This window comes from Rhizobium sp. RU36D, from assembly GCF_900176345.1.
Taxonomy (GTDB): domain Bacteria; phylum Pseudomonadota; class Alphaproteobacteria; order Rhizobiales; family Rhizobiaceae; genus Allorhizobium.
The window spans coordinates 220,829-235,083 of the sequence record NZ_FWXU01000004.1 but is presented as its reverse complement, the minus strand read 5'-3'; the positions used below and the strand labels follow the sequence as shown (position 1 = coordinate 235,083).

The 14,255-nt window shown below is 60.4% G+C and carries 15 protein-coding genes; 7 read left to right on the top strand and 8 right to left on the bottom strand.

Annotated elements, in window-relative coordinates:
• Positions 1 to 16 precede the first annotated feature (16 nt).
• The 4 genes from metG to B9A97_RS07315 all read left to right on the top strand — a co-directional run bounded on the left by metG (position 17) and on the right by B9A97_RS07315 (position 3,659).
• Positions 17 to 1,570 (top strand): methionine--tRNA ligase, encoded by a 1,554-nt coding sequence (gene metG / locus B9A97_RS07330; RefSeq protein WP_084364374.1) that lies wholly within the window; start codon positions 17 to 19, stop codon positions 1,568 to 1,570.
• 4 nt (positions 1,571 to 1,574) lie between these two features.
• Entirely contained in the window at positions 1,575 to 2,357 is a 783-nt protein-coding gene (locus B9A97_RS07325; RefSeq protein WP_084364373.1) for a TatD family hydrolase, read from the top strand.
• Positions 2,358 to 2,360: 3 nt separating this feature from the next.
• On the top strand, positions 2,361 to 3,206 hold the full coding sequence (locus tag B9A97_RS07320; protein WP_084364372.1) for an MBL fold metallo-hydrolase: 846 nt from the start codon (positions 2,361 to 2,363) through the stop codon (positions 3,204 to 3,206).
• Between the two features lie 132 nt (positions 3,207 to 3,338).
• Positions 3,339 to 3,659, top strand: coding sequence for a DMT family transporter (locus tag B9A97_RS07315; RefSeq protein ID WP_084364371.1), 321 nt, complete (start codon positions 3,339 to 3,341; stop codon positions 3,657 to 3,659).
• Between the two features lie 120 nt (positions 3,660 to 3,779).
• Here B9A97_RS07315 and B9A97_RS07310 read toward each other — a convergent pair whose 3' ends face one another.
• On the bottom strand, positions 3,780 to 4,352 hold the full coding sequence (locus tag B9A97_RS07310; protein WP_084364370.1) for a regulatory protein RecX: 573 nt from the start codon (positions 4,350 to 4,352) through the stop codon (positions 3,780 to 3,782).
• Positions 4,353 to 5,513 carry an MFS transporter gene (locus B9A97_RS07305; RefSeq protein ID WP_084364369.1) on the bottom strand — a complete coding sequence of 387 codons (1,161 nt, stop codon included), beginning with the start codon at positions 5,511 to 5,513 and terminating at the stop codon, positions 4,353 to 4,355. It abuts the gene before it with no gap.
• A gap of 198 nt (positions 5,514 to 5,711) precedes the next feature.
• Here B9A97_RS07305 and B9A97_RS07300 point away from each other — a divergent pair, with 198 nt between their 5' ends.
• Complete coding sequence (locus tag B9A97_RS07300; protein WP_084364368.1) at positions 5,712 to 6,137, top strand: DUF4864 domain-containing protein; 426 nt, start codon at positions 5,712 to 5,714, stop codon at positions 6,135 to 6,137.
• A 23-nt stretch (positions 6,138 to 6,160) separates the two neighbouring features.
• On the opposite strand, the gene tgt is transcribed toward B9A97_RS07300, so the two are convergent.
• The 5 genes from tgt to coaD form a co-directional block, all read right to left on the bottom strand.
• Positions 6,161 to 7,303, bottom strand: coding sequence for a tRNA guanosine(34) transglycosylase Tgt (gene tgt, locus B9A97_RS07295; protein WP_084364367.1), 1,143 nt, complete (start codon positions 7,301 to 7,303; stop codon positions 6,161 to 6,163).
• A 4-nt stretch (positions 7,304 to 7,307) separates the two neighbouring features.
• On the bottom strand, positions 7,308 to 8,396 hold the full coding sequence (gene queA, locus B9A97_RS07290; RefSeq protein WP_084364366.1) for a tRNA preQ1(34) S-adenosylmethionine ribosyltransferase-isomerase QueA: 1,089 nt from the start codon (positions 8,394 to 8,396) through the stop codon (positions 7,308 to 7,310).
• Between the two features lie 155 nt (positions 8,397 to 8,551).
• Positions 8,552 to 9,061 carry a peptidylprolyl isomerase gene (locus B9A97_RS07285; RefSeq protein WP_084364365.1) on the bottom strand — a complete coding sequence of 170 codons (510 nt, stop codon included), beginning with the start codon at positions 9,059 to 9,061 and terminating at the stop codon, positions 8,552 to 8,554.
• A 95-nt stretch (positions 9,062 to 9,156) separates the two neighbouring features.
• Positions 9,157 to 9,726 (bottom strand): peptidylprolyl isomerase, encoded by a 570-nt coding sequence (locus B9A97_RS07280; RefSeq protein WP_084364364.1) that lies wholly within the window; start codon positions 9,724 to 9,726, stop codon positions 9,157 to 9,159.
• Positions 9,727 to 9,746: 20 nt separating this feature from the next.
• On the bottom strand, positions 9,747 to 10,241 hold the full coding sequence (gene coaD, locus B9A97_RS07275; RefSeq protein WP_084364363.1) for a pantetheine-phosphate adenylyltransferase: 495 nt from the start codon (positions 10,239 to 10,241) through the stop codon (positions 9,747 to 9,749).
• A gap of 219 nt (positions 10,242 to 10,460) precedes the next feature.
• Here coaD and B9A97_RS29740 point away from each other — a divergent pair, with 219 nt between their 5' ends.
• Positions 10,461 to 10,604 (top strand): hypothetical protein, encoded by a 144-nt coding sequence (locus B9A97_RS29740; RefSeq protein WP_179145240.1) that lies wholly within the window; start codon positions 10,461 to 10,463, stop codon positions 10,602 to 10,604.
• A gap of 124 nt (positions 10,605 to 10,728) precedes the next feature.
• Positions 10,729 to 10,881, top strand: a complete 153-nt coding sequence (locus B9A97_RS29735) for a hypothetical protein (protein ID WP_179145239.1) — start codon at positions 10,729 to 10,731, stop codon at positions 10,879 to 10,881.
• Between the two features lie 368 nt (positions 10,882 to 11,249).
• Here B9A97_RS29735 and gyrA read toward each other — a convergent pair whose 3' ends face one another.
• Positions 11,250 to 14,087 carry a DNA gyrase subunit A gene (gyrA, locus tag B9A97_RS07270; RefSeq protein WP_084364362.1) on the bottom strand — a complete coding sequence of 946 codons (2,838 nt, stop codon included), beginning with the start codon at positions 14,085 to 14,087 and terminating at the stop codon, positions 11,250 to 11,252.
• Positions 14,088 to 14,255: the final 168 nt, after the last annotated feature.

Here is a 14,255-nt window from a genome sequence, read left to right as displayed (position 1 = left end):
GGACACAGGGCCGGCCATGAGCGAAACCTTCTACATCACGACAGCCATTTCCTATCCCAATGGCAGGCCGCATATCGGTCACGCCTACGAGCTCATCGCGACCGATGCCATGGCGCGGTTCCAGCGGCTCGACGGGAAGGACGTGTTCTTCCTCACCGGTACGGACGAGCACGGCCAGAAGATGCAGCAGACGGCGCGCGCCGAAGGAATCACCCCGGAAGAACTGGCCAAGCGCAATTCGGATGCCTTCCGCGACATGGGCAAGCTGCTCAATGCATCGAACGACGATTTCATCCGCACGACGGAGGCTCGCCACCATCAGACCGTTCAGGCTGTCTGGAAGCGGATGGCCGCAAACGGCGATATCTACAAGGACAGCTATGCCGGCTGGTACTCCGTGCGCGACGAAGCCTATTATCAGGAAGAGGAAACGCAAGTACGCGCCGACGGCGTGCGCTACGGTCCCCAGGGCACACCGGTCGAGTGGGTCGAGGAGGAGAGCTATTTCTTCCGCCTCTCCGCCTATGAAGAGCGGCTTCTGAAGCTTTACGAAGATCAGCCAGACTTTATCGGCCCGAATGAGCGCCGCAACGAGGTGATCTCCTTCGTCAAGTCGGGCCTCAAGGATCTCTCGATTTCGCGCACGACCTTCGACTGGGGCATCAAGGTGCCGGATGATCCGAAGCACGTGATGTATGTCTGGGTCGACGCGCTGACCAACTACATCACCGCGACCGGATATGTGGAGGACCAGAATGGCCCCCGCGCCAAGTACTGGCCGGCGGACATCCACATGATCGGCAAGGACATTATCCGCTTCCACGCGGTCTATTGGCCGGCTTTCCTGCTTTCGGCCGGCTTGCCGCTGCCGAAAAAGGTTTTCGCCCACGGCTTCCTGCTCAACAAGGGCGAGAAGATGTCGAAGTCGGTCGGCAACGTCGTAGATCCGTTCGATCTCGTCAGCCATTTCGGGCTGGACCAGGTGCGCTTCTTCCTGCTGCGCGAAGTGTCGTTCGGACAGGACGGCAGCTATTCGGAAGAGGGGATCGCGACCCGCATCAATGCGGACCTCGCCAACGGCATCGGCAATCTGGCGAGCCGGTCGCTCTCCATGATCGTGAAGAATTGCGATGGCAAAATTCCGGAACCTGGTGCGCTGACAGAGGCTGACAAGGCCATGCTGGCGACCGCCGACGCTGCCATTGACATCTGCCGGGAAGAAATGAACCGCGTGATGATCCACAAGGCTGTCGCCGCAATCATCAACGTAGTCTCCGAGGCCGACCGCTATTTCGCCGCCCAGGAGCCCTGGGTCCTGCGCAAGACCGATGTCGCGCGCATGGCCACGGTCTTGTATGTGACCGCCGACGTGGTGCGCCAGATCGCCATCCTGCTGCAGCCTGTCATGCCGGATTCCGCGGCCAAGCTCCTGGATCTCGTGGCGGTACCCGCCGACCGGCGCAGCTTTGCCTTCCTGGGCGAGGCAGGTCGCCTGTCGCCCGGCACCGAATTGGAGGCCCCTTCGCCGGTCTTCCCACGCTATGTTGCGCCGGAAACGGCTAAGGCTTGAGTGGATGTTGATCGATACCCATTGCCATCTCGACTTCGCCGATTTTGACGCGGAGCGCGACGAACTGATCGAGCGCGCCCGTGCGGCCGGCGTCAAGCAGATGGTAACGATCTCCACGCGGGTGAAGAAGCTGGATACGTTGCTGGCCCTGACGGAGCGCTATCCGAACGTGTTTTGCTCTGTCGGTACGCATCCAAACAATGCCGGCGACGAACTCGATGTGACGGCGGCGGATCTGGTGCGGCTTGCCGAGGCACACGGCAAGATCGTGGCGATCGGCGAAGCGGGACTAGACTACTTCTACGATACGCAAACGCCCGCCGATCAGCAGGCCGGGTTCCGCGTGCATATCGAGGCCGCGCGCCAGACACAGCTGCCGCTGGTGATCCACAGCCGCAGTGCGGATGACGATATGGCGGCGATCCTGCGGGAGGAAATGGGGAAGGGGGCTTTCCCCTTTATTCTCCATTGCTTTTCCTCCGGCGAGGCGCTGGCCAGGACGGGTGTCGAACTTGGCGGCTACATCTCTTTCTCCGGCATCTTGACCTTTCCGAAATCCACCGAGTTGCGGGATATCGCCCGGGATGTGCCCTTGGACCGCCTGCTGGTCGAGACGGATGCCCCGTATCTGGCGCCGAAACGCTGGCGCGGAAAGCGCAACGAACCGTCTTATGTGGTCAACACCGCCGAGGTTCTGGCTGACGTGAAGGGCGTGAGCTACGCTGAGATGGCCGAGATCACAACGGCCAATGCATTCCGCTGTTTTTCCAAAATGCCGAGGCTTTGAGCCATGGGCTATCGCCGTCGCTTCACCATCCTTGGCTGCGCATCGTCTCCGGGCGTGCCGCGCATCAATGGCGACTGGGGCGCCTGCGATCCTGCCAATCCGAAGAACAGGCGCAGCCGCGCCTCGTTCTTGATCCAGCAGATCGGTCCGGATGGCGGCGTGACGACCGTGGTAGTGGATACCGGGCCCGACTTTCGCGAGCAGATGGTGCGCTCTGCGGTCGAGCGTGTAGACGCGGTCATCTACACCCATGCCCATGCCGACCATCTCCATGGCATCGATGATCTCCGCGGATATTTTGTCACGCAGCGGGCGCGGGTTCCGATTTTCGCCGATGACCTGACCATGGAGCGCATCCGACAGGGTTTCGGCTATTGCCTTGAGACACCGCCTGGCAGCAATTATCCGCCAATCGTCGAGCCCCATGTGATCGCCGATCTGGAAGCGCCGATCGTGATAACAGGGCCGGGTGGTCCCATCTCGCTGCAGCCGTTGGTCCAGCAGCACGGCGATATCAGGTCACTTGGCCTGCGGATCGGCGACATTGCCTATTGCTGCGACGTCAGTGATTTTCCCGCGGCGACCGTAGACAAGCTTTCCGGCCTTGATCTGCTGATCATCGACGCGCTGCAGTACAAATTCCATCCCAGCCATCTCTCTCTGGAACAAGCGCTGGGATGGATTGAACGCTTCGCTCCGAAACGCGCTGTGCTCACGCATATGCACACGCCCTTGGATTATGCGACGGTTCAGGCCGAGACGCCTGACCATGTTGAACCGGCCTATGATCAGATGGTCATCGAGATCGAGGTCGCCGACGAGATTTCAGGAACACCCGCAACTCACTGATTTATACTATATAAATTAGTATTATATAATATATTTTGCCTTAGGTGAGTTCGTGGATAGAATACGTGGCTGAGGACGACCTCGACACGATTCCCATGGCCGGGACGACCCGGAGCAGATACGGAGTTTCTCATGGCCTGGGTCTATCTCGTCACCGCCGGCATTCTTGAAGTCATTTGGGCATTTACGATGAAGCAGTCGGAAGGCTTCACCCGCATCGTTCCTGCCGGCATCACCATCGTCACCATGATTGCCAGTGTCGTGCTGCTGTCGATCTCGATGCGCACGCTACCGCTTGGCACCGCTTACACGATCTGGACCGGCATCGGCGCGATCGGCGCATTCGTCGTCGGCATCGTCGTCCTGGGCGAACAGGCAACGCCGATGCGGATTGCGGCGGCGGTACTGATTGTATCGGGTCTTGTCATGATGAAGCTGTCAACGGATGCCTGAGCCGGTCCAAGGCGCTCCAGTCAGTCCGGCATCAGTTTTAGTTCCATAATCTATCTTATGTGATCGGACTTTGCTTTCGGGGGCGCGTGTTTTGTCGTCCCCGATTTCCTTCGTCGTCGCTCAGAACCAGCCGCCGGAACCGCCCGTTTCTTCGAGCACGGCTTGGGCCTCTTCAAGGTCCATCGCCATGACCCGGGCGCCGAGCGAGAAGCCAAAGCCCTGACGCGCGAAGGCCGCCAGCGCCTTGTTTCGGCTGATATCATCGACCACCTTGCGGGCAAACGGTCCGAAAGCGCGTTTGCGGGCAAAGATCAGGGCCGCCCGCAGATCGTCCGTGTCGGCGAGCTTCTCTTCGACGATGTCGCGCGCGACACCCTTTTGCGCCAACTTCTGGGCGATCACCCGTTTCGACCTGCCGCTGGAGACGGCGGAGCGCACCTTCACCTCCGCATAGGTGTTGTCATCCAGAACAAGCATCTGTCGGCCGAAATCGATGGCGGCAGCCGACAGCGCCGCGAGTTGGCTGGCCGATATCCCCTCGAACTTCTGCCGCGCCTTTCGCTCGATGGCCGTTGCGAGTTCACGCTCGGTCATCATCTTGCGGGACAACCGGTATGCAGCCGAATTGCGCGCCCAGGCAAGCATCCTCGGTGTTGGCAAGACGTCCGGGTTTTCGTCGTCAGGCGGGATCATTCAGGACTTCCTGCGCCAGAAGGCCACCGGTTTTCCGGCAGCCACCGGCGCCATCAAAAATGTCAGCGCTGTCAACGGCAGCACCGCAACGAAGCTGGCGGCAATACCCCAGTGATCGGCGACAAAGCCCAGCAAGGGCGGCACCCCCATGGTCGAGAGCAGCATGGTCAAAGACAGCGCCGCCAGATTTTCGGCTGGACTGCGGTTCCCTGTCAACTGGATCGTGGTCGCTACCGCGATCGGCATGTTGAGCGCCACACCGGCTCCGATCAGCGTCAGACCGACCGCCGCCATGATGCTTCCGTCTGCCAGCAGAAGCACCACAAGACCGGTTGCGACACTCAGCGCCGAAGCCCGGACCAAGGCGACGGGCGCAAACAGTTCCCGTAGCCGGTCACCCACCAGGCGTGTGATCCCCATGCCGATCGTGAAGCATGCGTATAGCACGCCAGCGATGGCTTCATCCGCCACGATGCGCTCCCGCAGGAAGAAGATGCCCCAGTCATAGATGGCGCCCTCGCAGATGCCGATGCCGATCACCATCACCGCAATCAGCACGATCGGCCTGTCGGGGATGACGAAGACCGGCGCCCTCGCCCCGGACACGCTCTGGCTCAAGGCCGCGTCTTTCGGCGTGACCCGCCAGACAACGGCACACAATGCCAGAACGACCAGTGCCGCGATCGAGAGATGCGTGGCCGGCGTGATGCCTTCCCTGGCCATCCAGCCTGACGCTACAGCGCCGGCCAGTAGGCCGACCGACCAGAAACCATGGCTGCGCGACAGGACCTTGACGCCGCTGCGGCTTTCTATGCCCGTTGCCACCATGTTTTCAGCCACGTCCAAGATCGTCCTGACGAAGCCGATGGCGATAAAGATCGCCACGACACCCCAAAGGGGCAGGACGGCGACGGCAGGTGTGAGTACGGCATAGATGGCAAGCGATATGGTGGCGGCGAGCCTTGGGCTCAGTCTGTTCGTCAGCTTTCCCGCGACGGGCAACGCCAACAGCGTTCCCAGCGCGAAACCAAGCAAGGCCGTTCCCAGGGTCGCCTTGTCGATGCCCAGCCCTTCCCTGAGCTGCGGCAGCCGCGTGAACATGGAGATAAACAACAGCGCATTGCAGAAAAACAGCAAGGCTGGCGAGAGCAGGAGCGGCATCAGGTTTCACAGGATGAGGGTCGCCGGGAGATTCGTGCATGCGACGCGTGATAGGGATGCCTCGCATAGTCGCAGGTTACGCGCAAGCCGCTGCGCCTAGGGTTAGAACTGTCGTCACGGGAAAGTTTGTTGCCGGCCCCTTCCCTAACGCCCCACATGCGCTACTCTTGTTTAGCAAATCCTACAGGAGGATCCTTGATGCGCTTTCCACGTTTCGTCGTTTGCGTTCTCGTGACACTGTTCATGCCATTTGCAGCCCAGGCCGGTGATGCGGTCCGCGAGGCCCAGACAATCATCTCCGGCCAGATCGCCGCCTTCTTGAAGGACGATGCCAGCGCGGCCTATGCCTTCGCCTCTCCGGAAATCAAGTCACGCTTTCCGGATGCGGAGACCTTCTTCGGCATGGTGAAGAAGAGCTATGGGCCGGTCTACAAGCCCGGCAATTATGCCTTCGGCCGCAACCAGTCCGCCGCCGATGGCAGTCGCGTCTTCCAGGAAGTCCTGATCTCGGATCCCAAGGGCGTCAGCTGGGCGGCATTTTACGATCTGGTTCGGCAGCCGGATGGCAAGTTCGTGATCAACGGCGTGCGCATGGCGCGCGACACCGTCAACCAGGGCATTTGACCTCTCGCAACCTCGCGGGCGCGTTATCGCGCCTCGATGTCGCCGCGGGCCCACATGTCCATGGTTTCGGCCTTGAAATCTTCGAAACGGCCCTCCTCGATCGACTTGCGGATGCCCTGCATCAGTTCCTGGTAATAGGACAGGTTGTTCCAGGACAGGAGCATGCCGCCCAGCGCTTCGTTCGAGCGGACGAGATGGTGGAGATATGCGCGCGAATAGTCGCGCGACGCCGGGCAGTTCGATTCCTCGTCCAACGGCCGCATGTCCTCCGCATGGCGCGCATTGCGGATATTGACCTTGCCGCGCCGGGTGAACGCCAGGCCATGTCGACCCGACCGGGTGGGCATGACGCAATCGAACATGTCAATGCCTTCGGCGACCGACTTCAGGATATCGTCTGGCGTGCCGACACCCATGAGATAGCGCGGCTTTTCGGTCGGCAGCACCGGCAATGTGATGCGCAGCATCTCCAGCATCACATGCTGCGGCTCGCCGACTGCAAGGCCGCCGATGGAATAGCCCTTGAGATCCAGTTGCTTGAGGCCCTCCGCCGAGCGGATGCGCAGATCCGGGATATCGCCGCCCTGGACGATGCCGAACATCGCCTTGCCCGGTTGTTCCCCGAAGGCCACGCGGCATCGTTCGGCCCAGCGCAACGACATTTCCATGGCGCGCTCGATTTCCTTGCGCTCTGCCGGCAGGGCCACGCATTCATCGAGCTGCATCTGGATGTCGGACCCCAGAAGCCCCTGGATCTCGATCGAGCGCTCGGGCGACATATGATGGGTGCTGCCATCGACATGGCTCTTGAAGGTAACGCCCTTCTCATCGAGCTTGCGCAGGCCGGAGAGCGACATGACCTGAAACCCGCCGCTGTCGGTCAGGATCGGATGCGGCCAGCGGATCAGTTCGTGAAGGCCTCCCAACCGAGCCACGCGCTCGGCGCCGGGACGCAGCATCAAGTGGTAGGTATTGCCGAGAATGATATCGGCGCCGCCTTCCCTCACCTGGTCCAGATACATGGCCTTGACCGTGCCGACCGTGCCGACGGGCATGAAGGCCGGCGTGCGGATCGTGCCGCGCGGCATGGTGATCTCGCCCAGACGCGCCTTGGCAGAGGTGGCCTTCAGGGTGAACTTGAAATTCTCGGTTTTGACGTCGGACATGGATTCAGCGGTCTTTTCGGAACAGCAGGCTTGAATCGCCATAGGAATAGAAACGGTAGCCCGAGGCGATGGCATGGGCATAGGCGCCCTGCATGGTCTCAAGGCCGCAAAAGGCCGAGACGAGCATGAACAGCGTCGACTTGGGCAGATGGAAGTTGGTCATCAGCACATCGACAGCACGGAAGCGATAGCCTGGGGTGATGAAGATATCCGTTGCGCCCGACCAGGGGTGAATGACACCCTGATCGTCGGCCGCACTCTCGATCAGCCGCAGCGACGTTGTGCCGACGCAGACGATCCGACCGCCGCGGCGGCGCACGTCATTCAGTGCCGCCGCGGTGGCGTCGCTGACATGGCCGATCTCCTGGTGCATCTTGTGGTCGGCGGTGTCGTCGGCCTTGACGGGCAGGAAGGTCCCTGCCCCAACGTGAAGCGTAACGAAATGCCGTTGGATGCCGGCGGCATCGAGTTTATCGAACAGTTCGGGCGTGAAATGCAGGCCGGCAGTCGGGGCCGCAACGGCACCTTCTTCCCGGGCATAGATGGTCTGGTAGTCGGTCCTGTCCTGGCCATCTTCAGGACGCTTGGCCGCGATATAGGGCGGCAGCGGAATATGCCCGACGGCCGCAATGGCCTGGTCGAGATCCGGGCCTGAGAAATCAAAGGCGAGTTCGATCTCGCCGGCCTCGCCCTTTTCCGCAACCGTCGCATCCAGGGTGCCTAGCAGACAGGCGTCCCCGCCATGACCACCAAAGCTCAGCCGATCACCCTCCTTGATCCGCTTGCCCGGCCTCGCAAAGGCCTTCCAGCGGTTCGCCCCAACACGCATATGCAGCGTGCAGGAAATGCCAGTCTGTTCGGCGCCCTCGCGATGGCGAATGCCTTCCAACTGGGCGGGGATGACCTTCGTGTCGTTAAAGACCAGCGCATCGCCCTGACGAAGGAAAGACGGCAGGTCGATGACGGTGCTATCCTGAAGCGATTGGCCGCCTTCAGGCCTGATCACGAGCAGCCGCGCGTCATGCCTCGGGCTGGCGGGCCTGAGCGCAATGCTTTCATCCGGAAGGTCGAAGTCGAAAAGGTCTACGCGCATGGTTTTCCAGAGGGCCGCTTGGGCGACACGCTCCATAGGCTAGTGATGAAATGGCAGTCCAGTACGGACTTGCTGCATGTTTATCAGGCTTCCCGAAACGCGAGAACCCGCCCGGACGCAATCCGCGTCGGGCGGGTTCCACATCAGTCACGCGATCAGGCGTCGGCGGCAACCTTCATCGACACGATCGAATCGGGATCGCGAACAGGCTCGCCCTTCTTGATCTGGTCGATGACGTCCATGCCTTCGATGACCTGGCCCCAGACGGAATACTGCTTGTTGAGCCACGGAGCGTCGGTGAAGCAGATGAAGAACTGCGAGTTCGCCGAATTCGGGCTCTGTGAGCGGGCCATCGAGCAGGTGCCGCGCACATGCGGGGTGGCGGAGAATTCAGCGGCGAGATCCGGCTTGGAAGAGCCGCCCATGCCGGCGCGCGCCGGGTTGAAGTTCTCGCCACCCTGCTTGCCGAACTGTACGTCGCCGGTCTGTGCCATGAAGTCGGCGATGACGCGATGGAAGACGACGCCGTCATAGGCGCCTTCGCGCGAGAGTTCCTTGATGCGGGCAACATGGCCCGGGGCCACTTCCGGAAGCAACTGGATGACGACCTTGCCCTTGGTGGTTTCCAGGATGATCGTGTTTTCCGGATCCTTGATCTCGGCCATGTTATTCTCCTTTTATGGGCTCTGCCCAGTCTAGAGCATCACACTGGATGCAGTGGCGGATGCGCAGGCGCTCCGCATGAAATCGGCCGATGGCCTTATTTTCTTCCGACGGTGACCTTGACCATGCGGTCGGGGTTCGAAACTTCGCCGTTGGCGCCATCGCCACGCTTGATCTTGTCAACATGATCCATGCCGGCAACGACCTTGCCTACAACCGTGTACTGGCCGTTGAGGAAGCCGCCATCGGCAAACATGATGAAGAACTGCGAGTTGGCGGAATTCGGGTCCTGGGCGCGGGCCATGCCGACCGTACCGCGCTCGAAGGGAATGTTGGAGAATTCAGCCGGAAGGTCAGGCAGGCTGGAGCCGCCGGTACCGGCGCGATCGGGCTGGAAGCCGTCTTCCATGTCGCCGAACTGCACGTCGCCGGTCTGCGCCATGAAGCCTTCGATCACGCGATGGAAAGCGACATTGTCGAACTCGCCCTTCGAAGCAAGCTCCTTGAGGCGCGCCACGTGCTGGGGAGCCGACTTCGGCAGAAGCTCGATAACAACAGGGCCATCCTTCAACTGGATGGTGAGGAAATCGTCCTCGGCGGCTACAGCCGAGCCGACAAAGCCGGAGATCGCCATAAGACCGGCAACAGCAAGATGAATTAGTTTCATGGGGACTCCATAAATCGCTATCAGGCTTTGCGCCTGCTTTTCAGGGCGGATAGGACGGGCGGCGGCACAAAGGCACTGACATCACCGCCCATGGAGGCGATCTGCCGTACCAATGTGGCCGTAATGGGCCGGGATGCCGCGCCGGCCGGCAGGAAAATGGTCTGCAGATCGGGCGCCATCTCATGGTTCATGCCGGCCATCTGCATTTCGTAATCGAAATCCGTGCTGTCGCGCAGGCCGCGAACCAGAAGCGTTGCGCCATGCTGGCGGGCAGCATCGACAGCAAGACCGTCGAAGGAGACGACGTCGATATCGTCAGACCTCTCCGGAAGAATAGCCGAGAGGCTTTCGCGAATGAGCGCAGCCCTTTCCTCATAGCTGAAAAACGGCACCTTGCCCGGATGAACGCCGATCGCGACGATAACCCGGGGCGCGACCTTCAGCGCCTGGACGAGCACATCCAGGTGGCCATTTGTCATGGGGTCAAACGACCCAGTGTAAAAGGCAGTCGTCATAGGATCGCCGTGTCTCGTTTGGTCCGCCTTGTGTCACGAGCCGGCAATGACCGCAAGCCTTTTGCGATGTTGGAAGACCCACGAAAGACAGCTTCAACGCCTCTGATCGGGTGAATGGAAGCTGAACGGGGGATTCAGCACCGCTTCAGGCGCAATTTGGCACATTGGTCGTCATGGAGGTTGCCAAGCGGCAATCCCACAACAATGGGAACCATTGACATGCTTGCCCTGCTCGTGATCCTAGCCGTCAGCACTGCAGTCGCCGTCGAGCTCCTGATCGATATCATCGAAGAGAGAGCCGAAGCGGACGACCTCGTGTTGCGACAGACACGTAAAATGGCAGCGAAGATGAACGCAGGATGAACGGCGCATTAAGCGACGTTTCAGCTTGGCGGTCATAGAAGGTTTTCCATAATCAAAAGGAACTTTGGCCGAGCGCTTGCATTAACGCAAGCAGCAGCCCAGACGCCCTGAAAGGATGATGACTATGCCGGACAAGGTAACGGTAATTAATTTGCTTTGGATGACCATGATGACGGCGATGCTCGCAACGTCTATCGGCTTCCACACCACTGAAGATGGTGCCTCAAACTTCTACGGTCCGCCGATCACCGCCCGCTATCACAGTTTCGGCCATTAACGCCGAAACAATAAATCTCGGATATAGAGATCCGAGATAGAACAAAATCGCAGAAACAGGTTGAAGAAGAAAGGAATGACAATGTTCGTAACATTGGCAACGCTTGCTGCGCTGATCAGTTGCATGTTCGTCGCCTCCGTGGCTTCGACCGTCTCTGCGCTCCGCCGAGAAAATCAGGACTTCAAGTCGATAATTGACCGCCACAAGGCGTTTTGACCCTGACGGGCAAACAGTGGCTGCGACACGGAACACACAATTATCGTCAAAAAAAGCGGCGCCGGTGAAGCGCCGCTTTTTTATTTTCGGAAATACCACTTCGGCCGGTAAATCAAGACCCTCCAACCATTCAGATTGGAGGGTTTTTAGCGTCAGGCGGATGCATCTCCATCCGGAATGGGGGCCCGATCATTGCCGCCATCCGTCTCGCTGGTGGTCGCGCCATCAACAGAGGCCGGCAAATCCAGTTCCTCTTCACCTTCGGGCTCACTGATCCGCTCGACCGAGACAACCTTTTCATCCTTGGCGGTTGAGAAGATCGTGACGCCCTTCGTTGCGCGGCTGGCGATGCGGATGCCGTCTACCGGCACGCGGATCAACTGCCCGCCATCGGAGACCAGCATCAACTGGTTCTTGTCCTCGACCGGGAAGGCGGCAACAAGCTCACCGATCTCGTTGGTCTTGGAGGTGTCGGTGGCGCGGATACCCTTGCCCCCGCGTCCCGATGTCCGGAAGTCGTAGGACGACGAGCGCTTGCCGAACCCCTTCTCCGAGACGGTCAACACGAACTGCTCGCGTGACTTCAGATATTCGTAGCGTTCGTCCGACAACTGACCTTCTTCGGTCACTTCTTCGCCAACAAGCGCGATATCCTCTTCATCGACACCGCTGGCACGCCGTTCGGCGGCAGAGCGCTTCAGATAGGCGGCGCGTTCCCACGGTTCGGCATCGACATGGCCGACGATCGTCATGGAAATAATCCGGTCTCCCTCGGCAAGCGATATGCCGCGAACACCGATGGAATTGCGTCCGGCGAATACGCGGACATCATCCACGGGGAAGCGGATGCACTGGCCAAGCGCGGTGGTCAGCAACACGTCGTCGCCCGGCAAGCCGAGATCGAGGTTCGGCCCAGTGCAGGTTTCGACAGAGAGGATCTCGTCGCCCTCCTCCTCGAGCTTCATCGCGATCTTGCCGTTGCGGTTGACCTGCACGAAGTCCGAGAGCTTGTTGCGGCGAACGGTACCGCGCGTCGTCGAGAACATGACGTCGAGATTGTCCCAGCTCGCCTCGTCCTCGGGCAGCGGCATGATCGTGGTTATGCGCTCGCCGGGTTCCAGCGGCAGCATATTGATGAGCGCCTTGCCGCGCGAGGTCGGCGTGCCGATCGGCAGGCGCCAGACCTTTTCCTTGTAGACAATGCCGCGCGAGGAGAAGAACAGCACGGGCGCATGGGTGCTGGCGACAAATAGCCGGGTAACGAAATCCTCGTCACGGGTCGCCATGCCTGAACGTCCTTTGCCACCGCGGCGCTGCGCGCGATAGGTGGTCAGCGGCACGCGCTTGATATAGCCGAGATGGGACACCGTCACGACCATGTCTTCGCGGGCAATCAGGTCCTCGTCGTCCATGTCGGGACCGCCATCGACGATCTGCGTGCGACGCGGGGTGCCGAACTCGTCGCGAACCGCGGTCAGCTCTCCCTTGACGATGTTCTGGATGCGCAGACGCGAGGACAGGATATCGAGATAGTCGGTGATTTCCGCACCGATTTTGTTCAATTCCTCATCGATTTCGTCGCGACCAAGCGCCGTCAGGCGGGCCAGGCGCAGTTCGAGGATTGCCCTCGCCTGCTCTTCCGACAGGTTGTAGGTGTTGTCATCGTTGATGCGATGGCGGGGATCGTCGATCAGGCGGATCAGGGATTCGACATCCGATGCCGGCCAACGCCGGGTCATGAGGATTTCGCGTGCCGATTGCGGGTCGGGCGCGCTGCGGATCACGCGGATCACTTCATCGATATTGGCAACTGCAATCGCCAGACCTACCAACACATGGGCGCGCTCGCGGGCCTTGCGCAGCAGGAACTTCGTTCGCCGGCTAACGACTTCCTCGCGGAAGCTGACGAAGGCGCGCAGCATGTCGATCAGTGTCAGCTGTTCCGGCTTGCCGCCATTCAGCGCCACCATGTTGCAGCCAAACGAGGTCTGCAAGGGTGTATAGCGGTAGAGCTGGTTCAGGATGACTTCCGCATTGGCATCGCGCTTCAGCTCGATGACAACGCGATAGCCCTGACGGTCGGACTCGTCGCGAAGATCGGAAATGCCCTCAATGCGCTTCTCGCGCACAAGCTCGGCCATCTTCTCGATCATCGTGGCCTTGTTCACCTGATAGGGAACTTCTGTGATGATGATCTGCTCGCGATCACCACGCATCGGCTCGACGCGCGCGACGCCGCGCATGATCACGGAGCCGCGCCCGGTTTCATAGGCCGACTTGATGCCAGAACGGCCGAGGATCAGAGCGCCTGTCGGGAAATCCGGACCGGGAATGATCTGCATCAGTTCCGGCAGTTCGATCGCTGGATTGTCCATCAGCGCGATGCAGCCGTCGATTACCTCGCCGAGATTGTGCGGCGGAATGTTGGTGGCCATGCCGACTGCGATGCCGCCTGCCCCGTTGACCAGCAGGTTCGGGAATTTGGCCGGAACCACGACCGGTTCTGACAGCGTGCCGTCATAGTTGTCGCGGAAATCGACGGTTTCCTTATCGAGGTCGTCGAGCAGCGCATGGGCCGCCTTTTCCAGCCGGCATTCCGTGTAGCGTTCCGCCGCCGGCGGGTCGCCATCGATCGAACCGAAATTGCCCTGACCGTCAATCAAGGGCAGTCGCAGCGACCAGTCCTGCGCCATGCGCGCCAGCGCGTCATAAATCGCCAGGTTGCCATGAGGGTGGTACTTACCCATCACGTCACCGGTGACGCGGGCGCATTTGACGTATTTCTTGTTCCAGTCGATGCCGAGTTCCGACATGCCATAGAGGATGCGGCGATGAACCGGCTTCAGTCCGTCGCGAACATCGGGAAGCGCGCGGCTCACGATAACGCTCATCGCGTAATCGAGATAGGACCGCTGCATTTCCTCAATGATGGAAATCGGCTCGATGTCGGACGGAAACTTGCCGCCGCCGGGAGTGCTTTGCTCAGTCAAATCAGGTCACGATCTCTATTCAGAATCACTGTCTAGTTTATAGCCGAAAGGCCGTCGCCGCGCCAATTTCGGCGGGGGTTTTGAACAGCCTTTTGGTCTCAAAGCCGTTGTTGAACCGCTGCCAACAACCGCGGGAAGCCGACCTCCTGGCCATGGACAATCCACCCC

Coding starts and splice junctions, on each gene's coding strand:
- metG (WP_084364374.1), top strand. CDS start 17: ATGAGCGAAACCTTCTACATCACGACAGCCATTTCCTATCCCAATGGC.
- B9A97_RS07325 (WP_084364373.1), top strand. CDS start 1,575: ATGTTGATCGATACCCATTGCCATCTCGACTTCGCCGATTTTGACGCG.
- B9A97_RS07320 (WP_084364372.1), top strand. CDS start 2,361: ATGGGCTATCGCCGTCGCTTCACCATCCTTGGCTGCGCATCGTCTCCG.
- B9A97_RS07315 (WP_084364371.1), top strand. CDS start 3,339: ATGGCCTGGGTCTATCTCGTCACCGCCGGCATTCTTGAAGTCATTTGG.
- B9A97_RS07310 (WP_084364370.1), bottom strand. CDS start 4,352: ATGATCCCGCCTGACGACGAAAACCCGGACGTCTTGCCAACACCGAGG.
- B9A97_RS07305 (WP_084364369.1), bottom strand. CDS start 5,513: ATGCCGCTCCTGCTCTCGCCAGCCTTGCTGTTTTTCTGCAATGCGCTG.
- B9A97_RS07300 (WP_084364368.1), top strand. CDS start 5,712: ATGCGCTTTCCACGTTTCGTCGTTTGCGTTCTCGTGACACTGTTCATG.
- tgt (WP_084364367.1), bottom strand. CDS start 7,303: ATGTCCGACGTCAAAACCGAGAATTTCAAGTTCACCCTGAAGGCCACC.
- queA (WP_084364366.1), bottom strand. CDS start 8,396: ATGCGCGTAGACCTTTTCGACTTCGACCTTCCGGATGAAAGCATTGCG.
- B9A97_RS07285 (WP_084364365.1), bottom strand. CDS start 9,061: ATGGCCGAGATCAAGGATCCGGAAAACACGATCATCCTGGAAACCACC.
- B9A97_RS07280 (WP_084364364.1), bottom strand. CDS start 9,726: ATGAAACTAATTCATCTTGCTGTTGCCGGTCTTATGGCGATCTCCGGC.
- coaD (WP_084364363.1), bottom strand. CDS start 10,241: ATGACGACTGCCTTTTACACTGGGTCGTTTGACCCCATGACAAATGGC.
- B9A97_RS29740 (WP_179145240.1), top strand. CDS start 10,461: ATGCTTGCCCTGCTCGTGATCCTAGCCGTCAGCACTGCAGTCGCCGTC.
- B9A97_RS29735 (WP_179145239.1), top strand. CDS start 10,729: ATGCCGGACAAGGTAACGGTAATTAATTTGCTTTGGATGACCATGATG.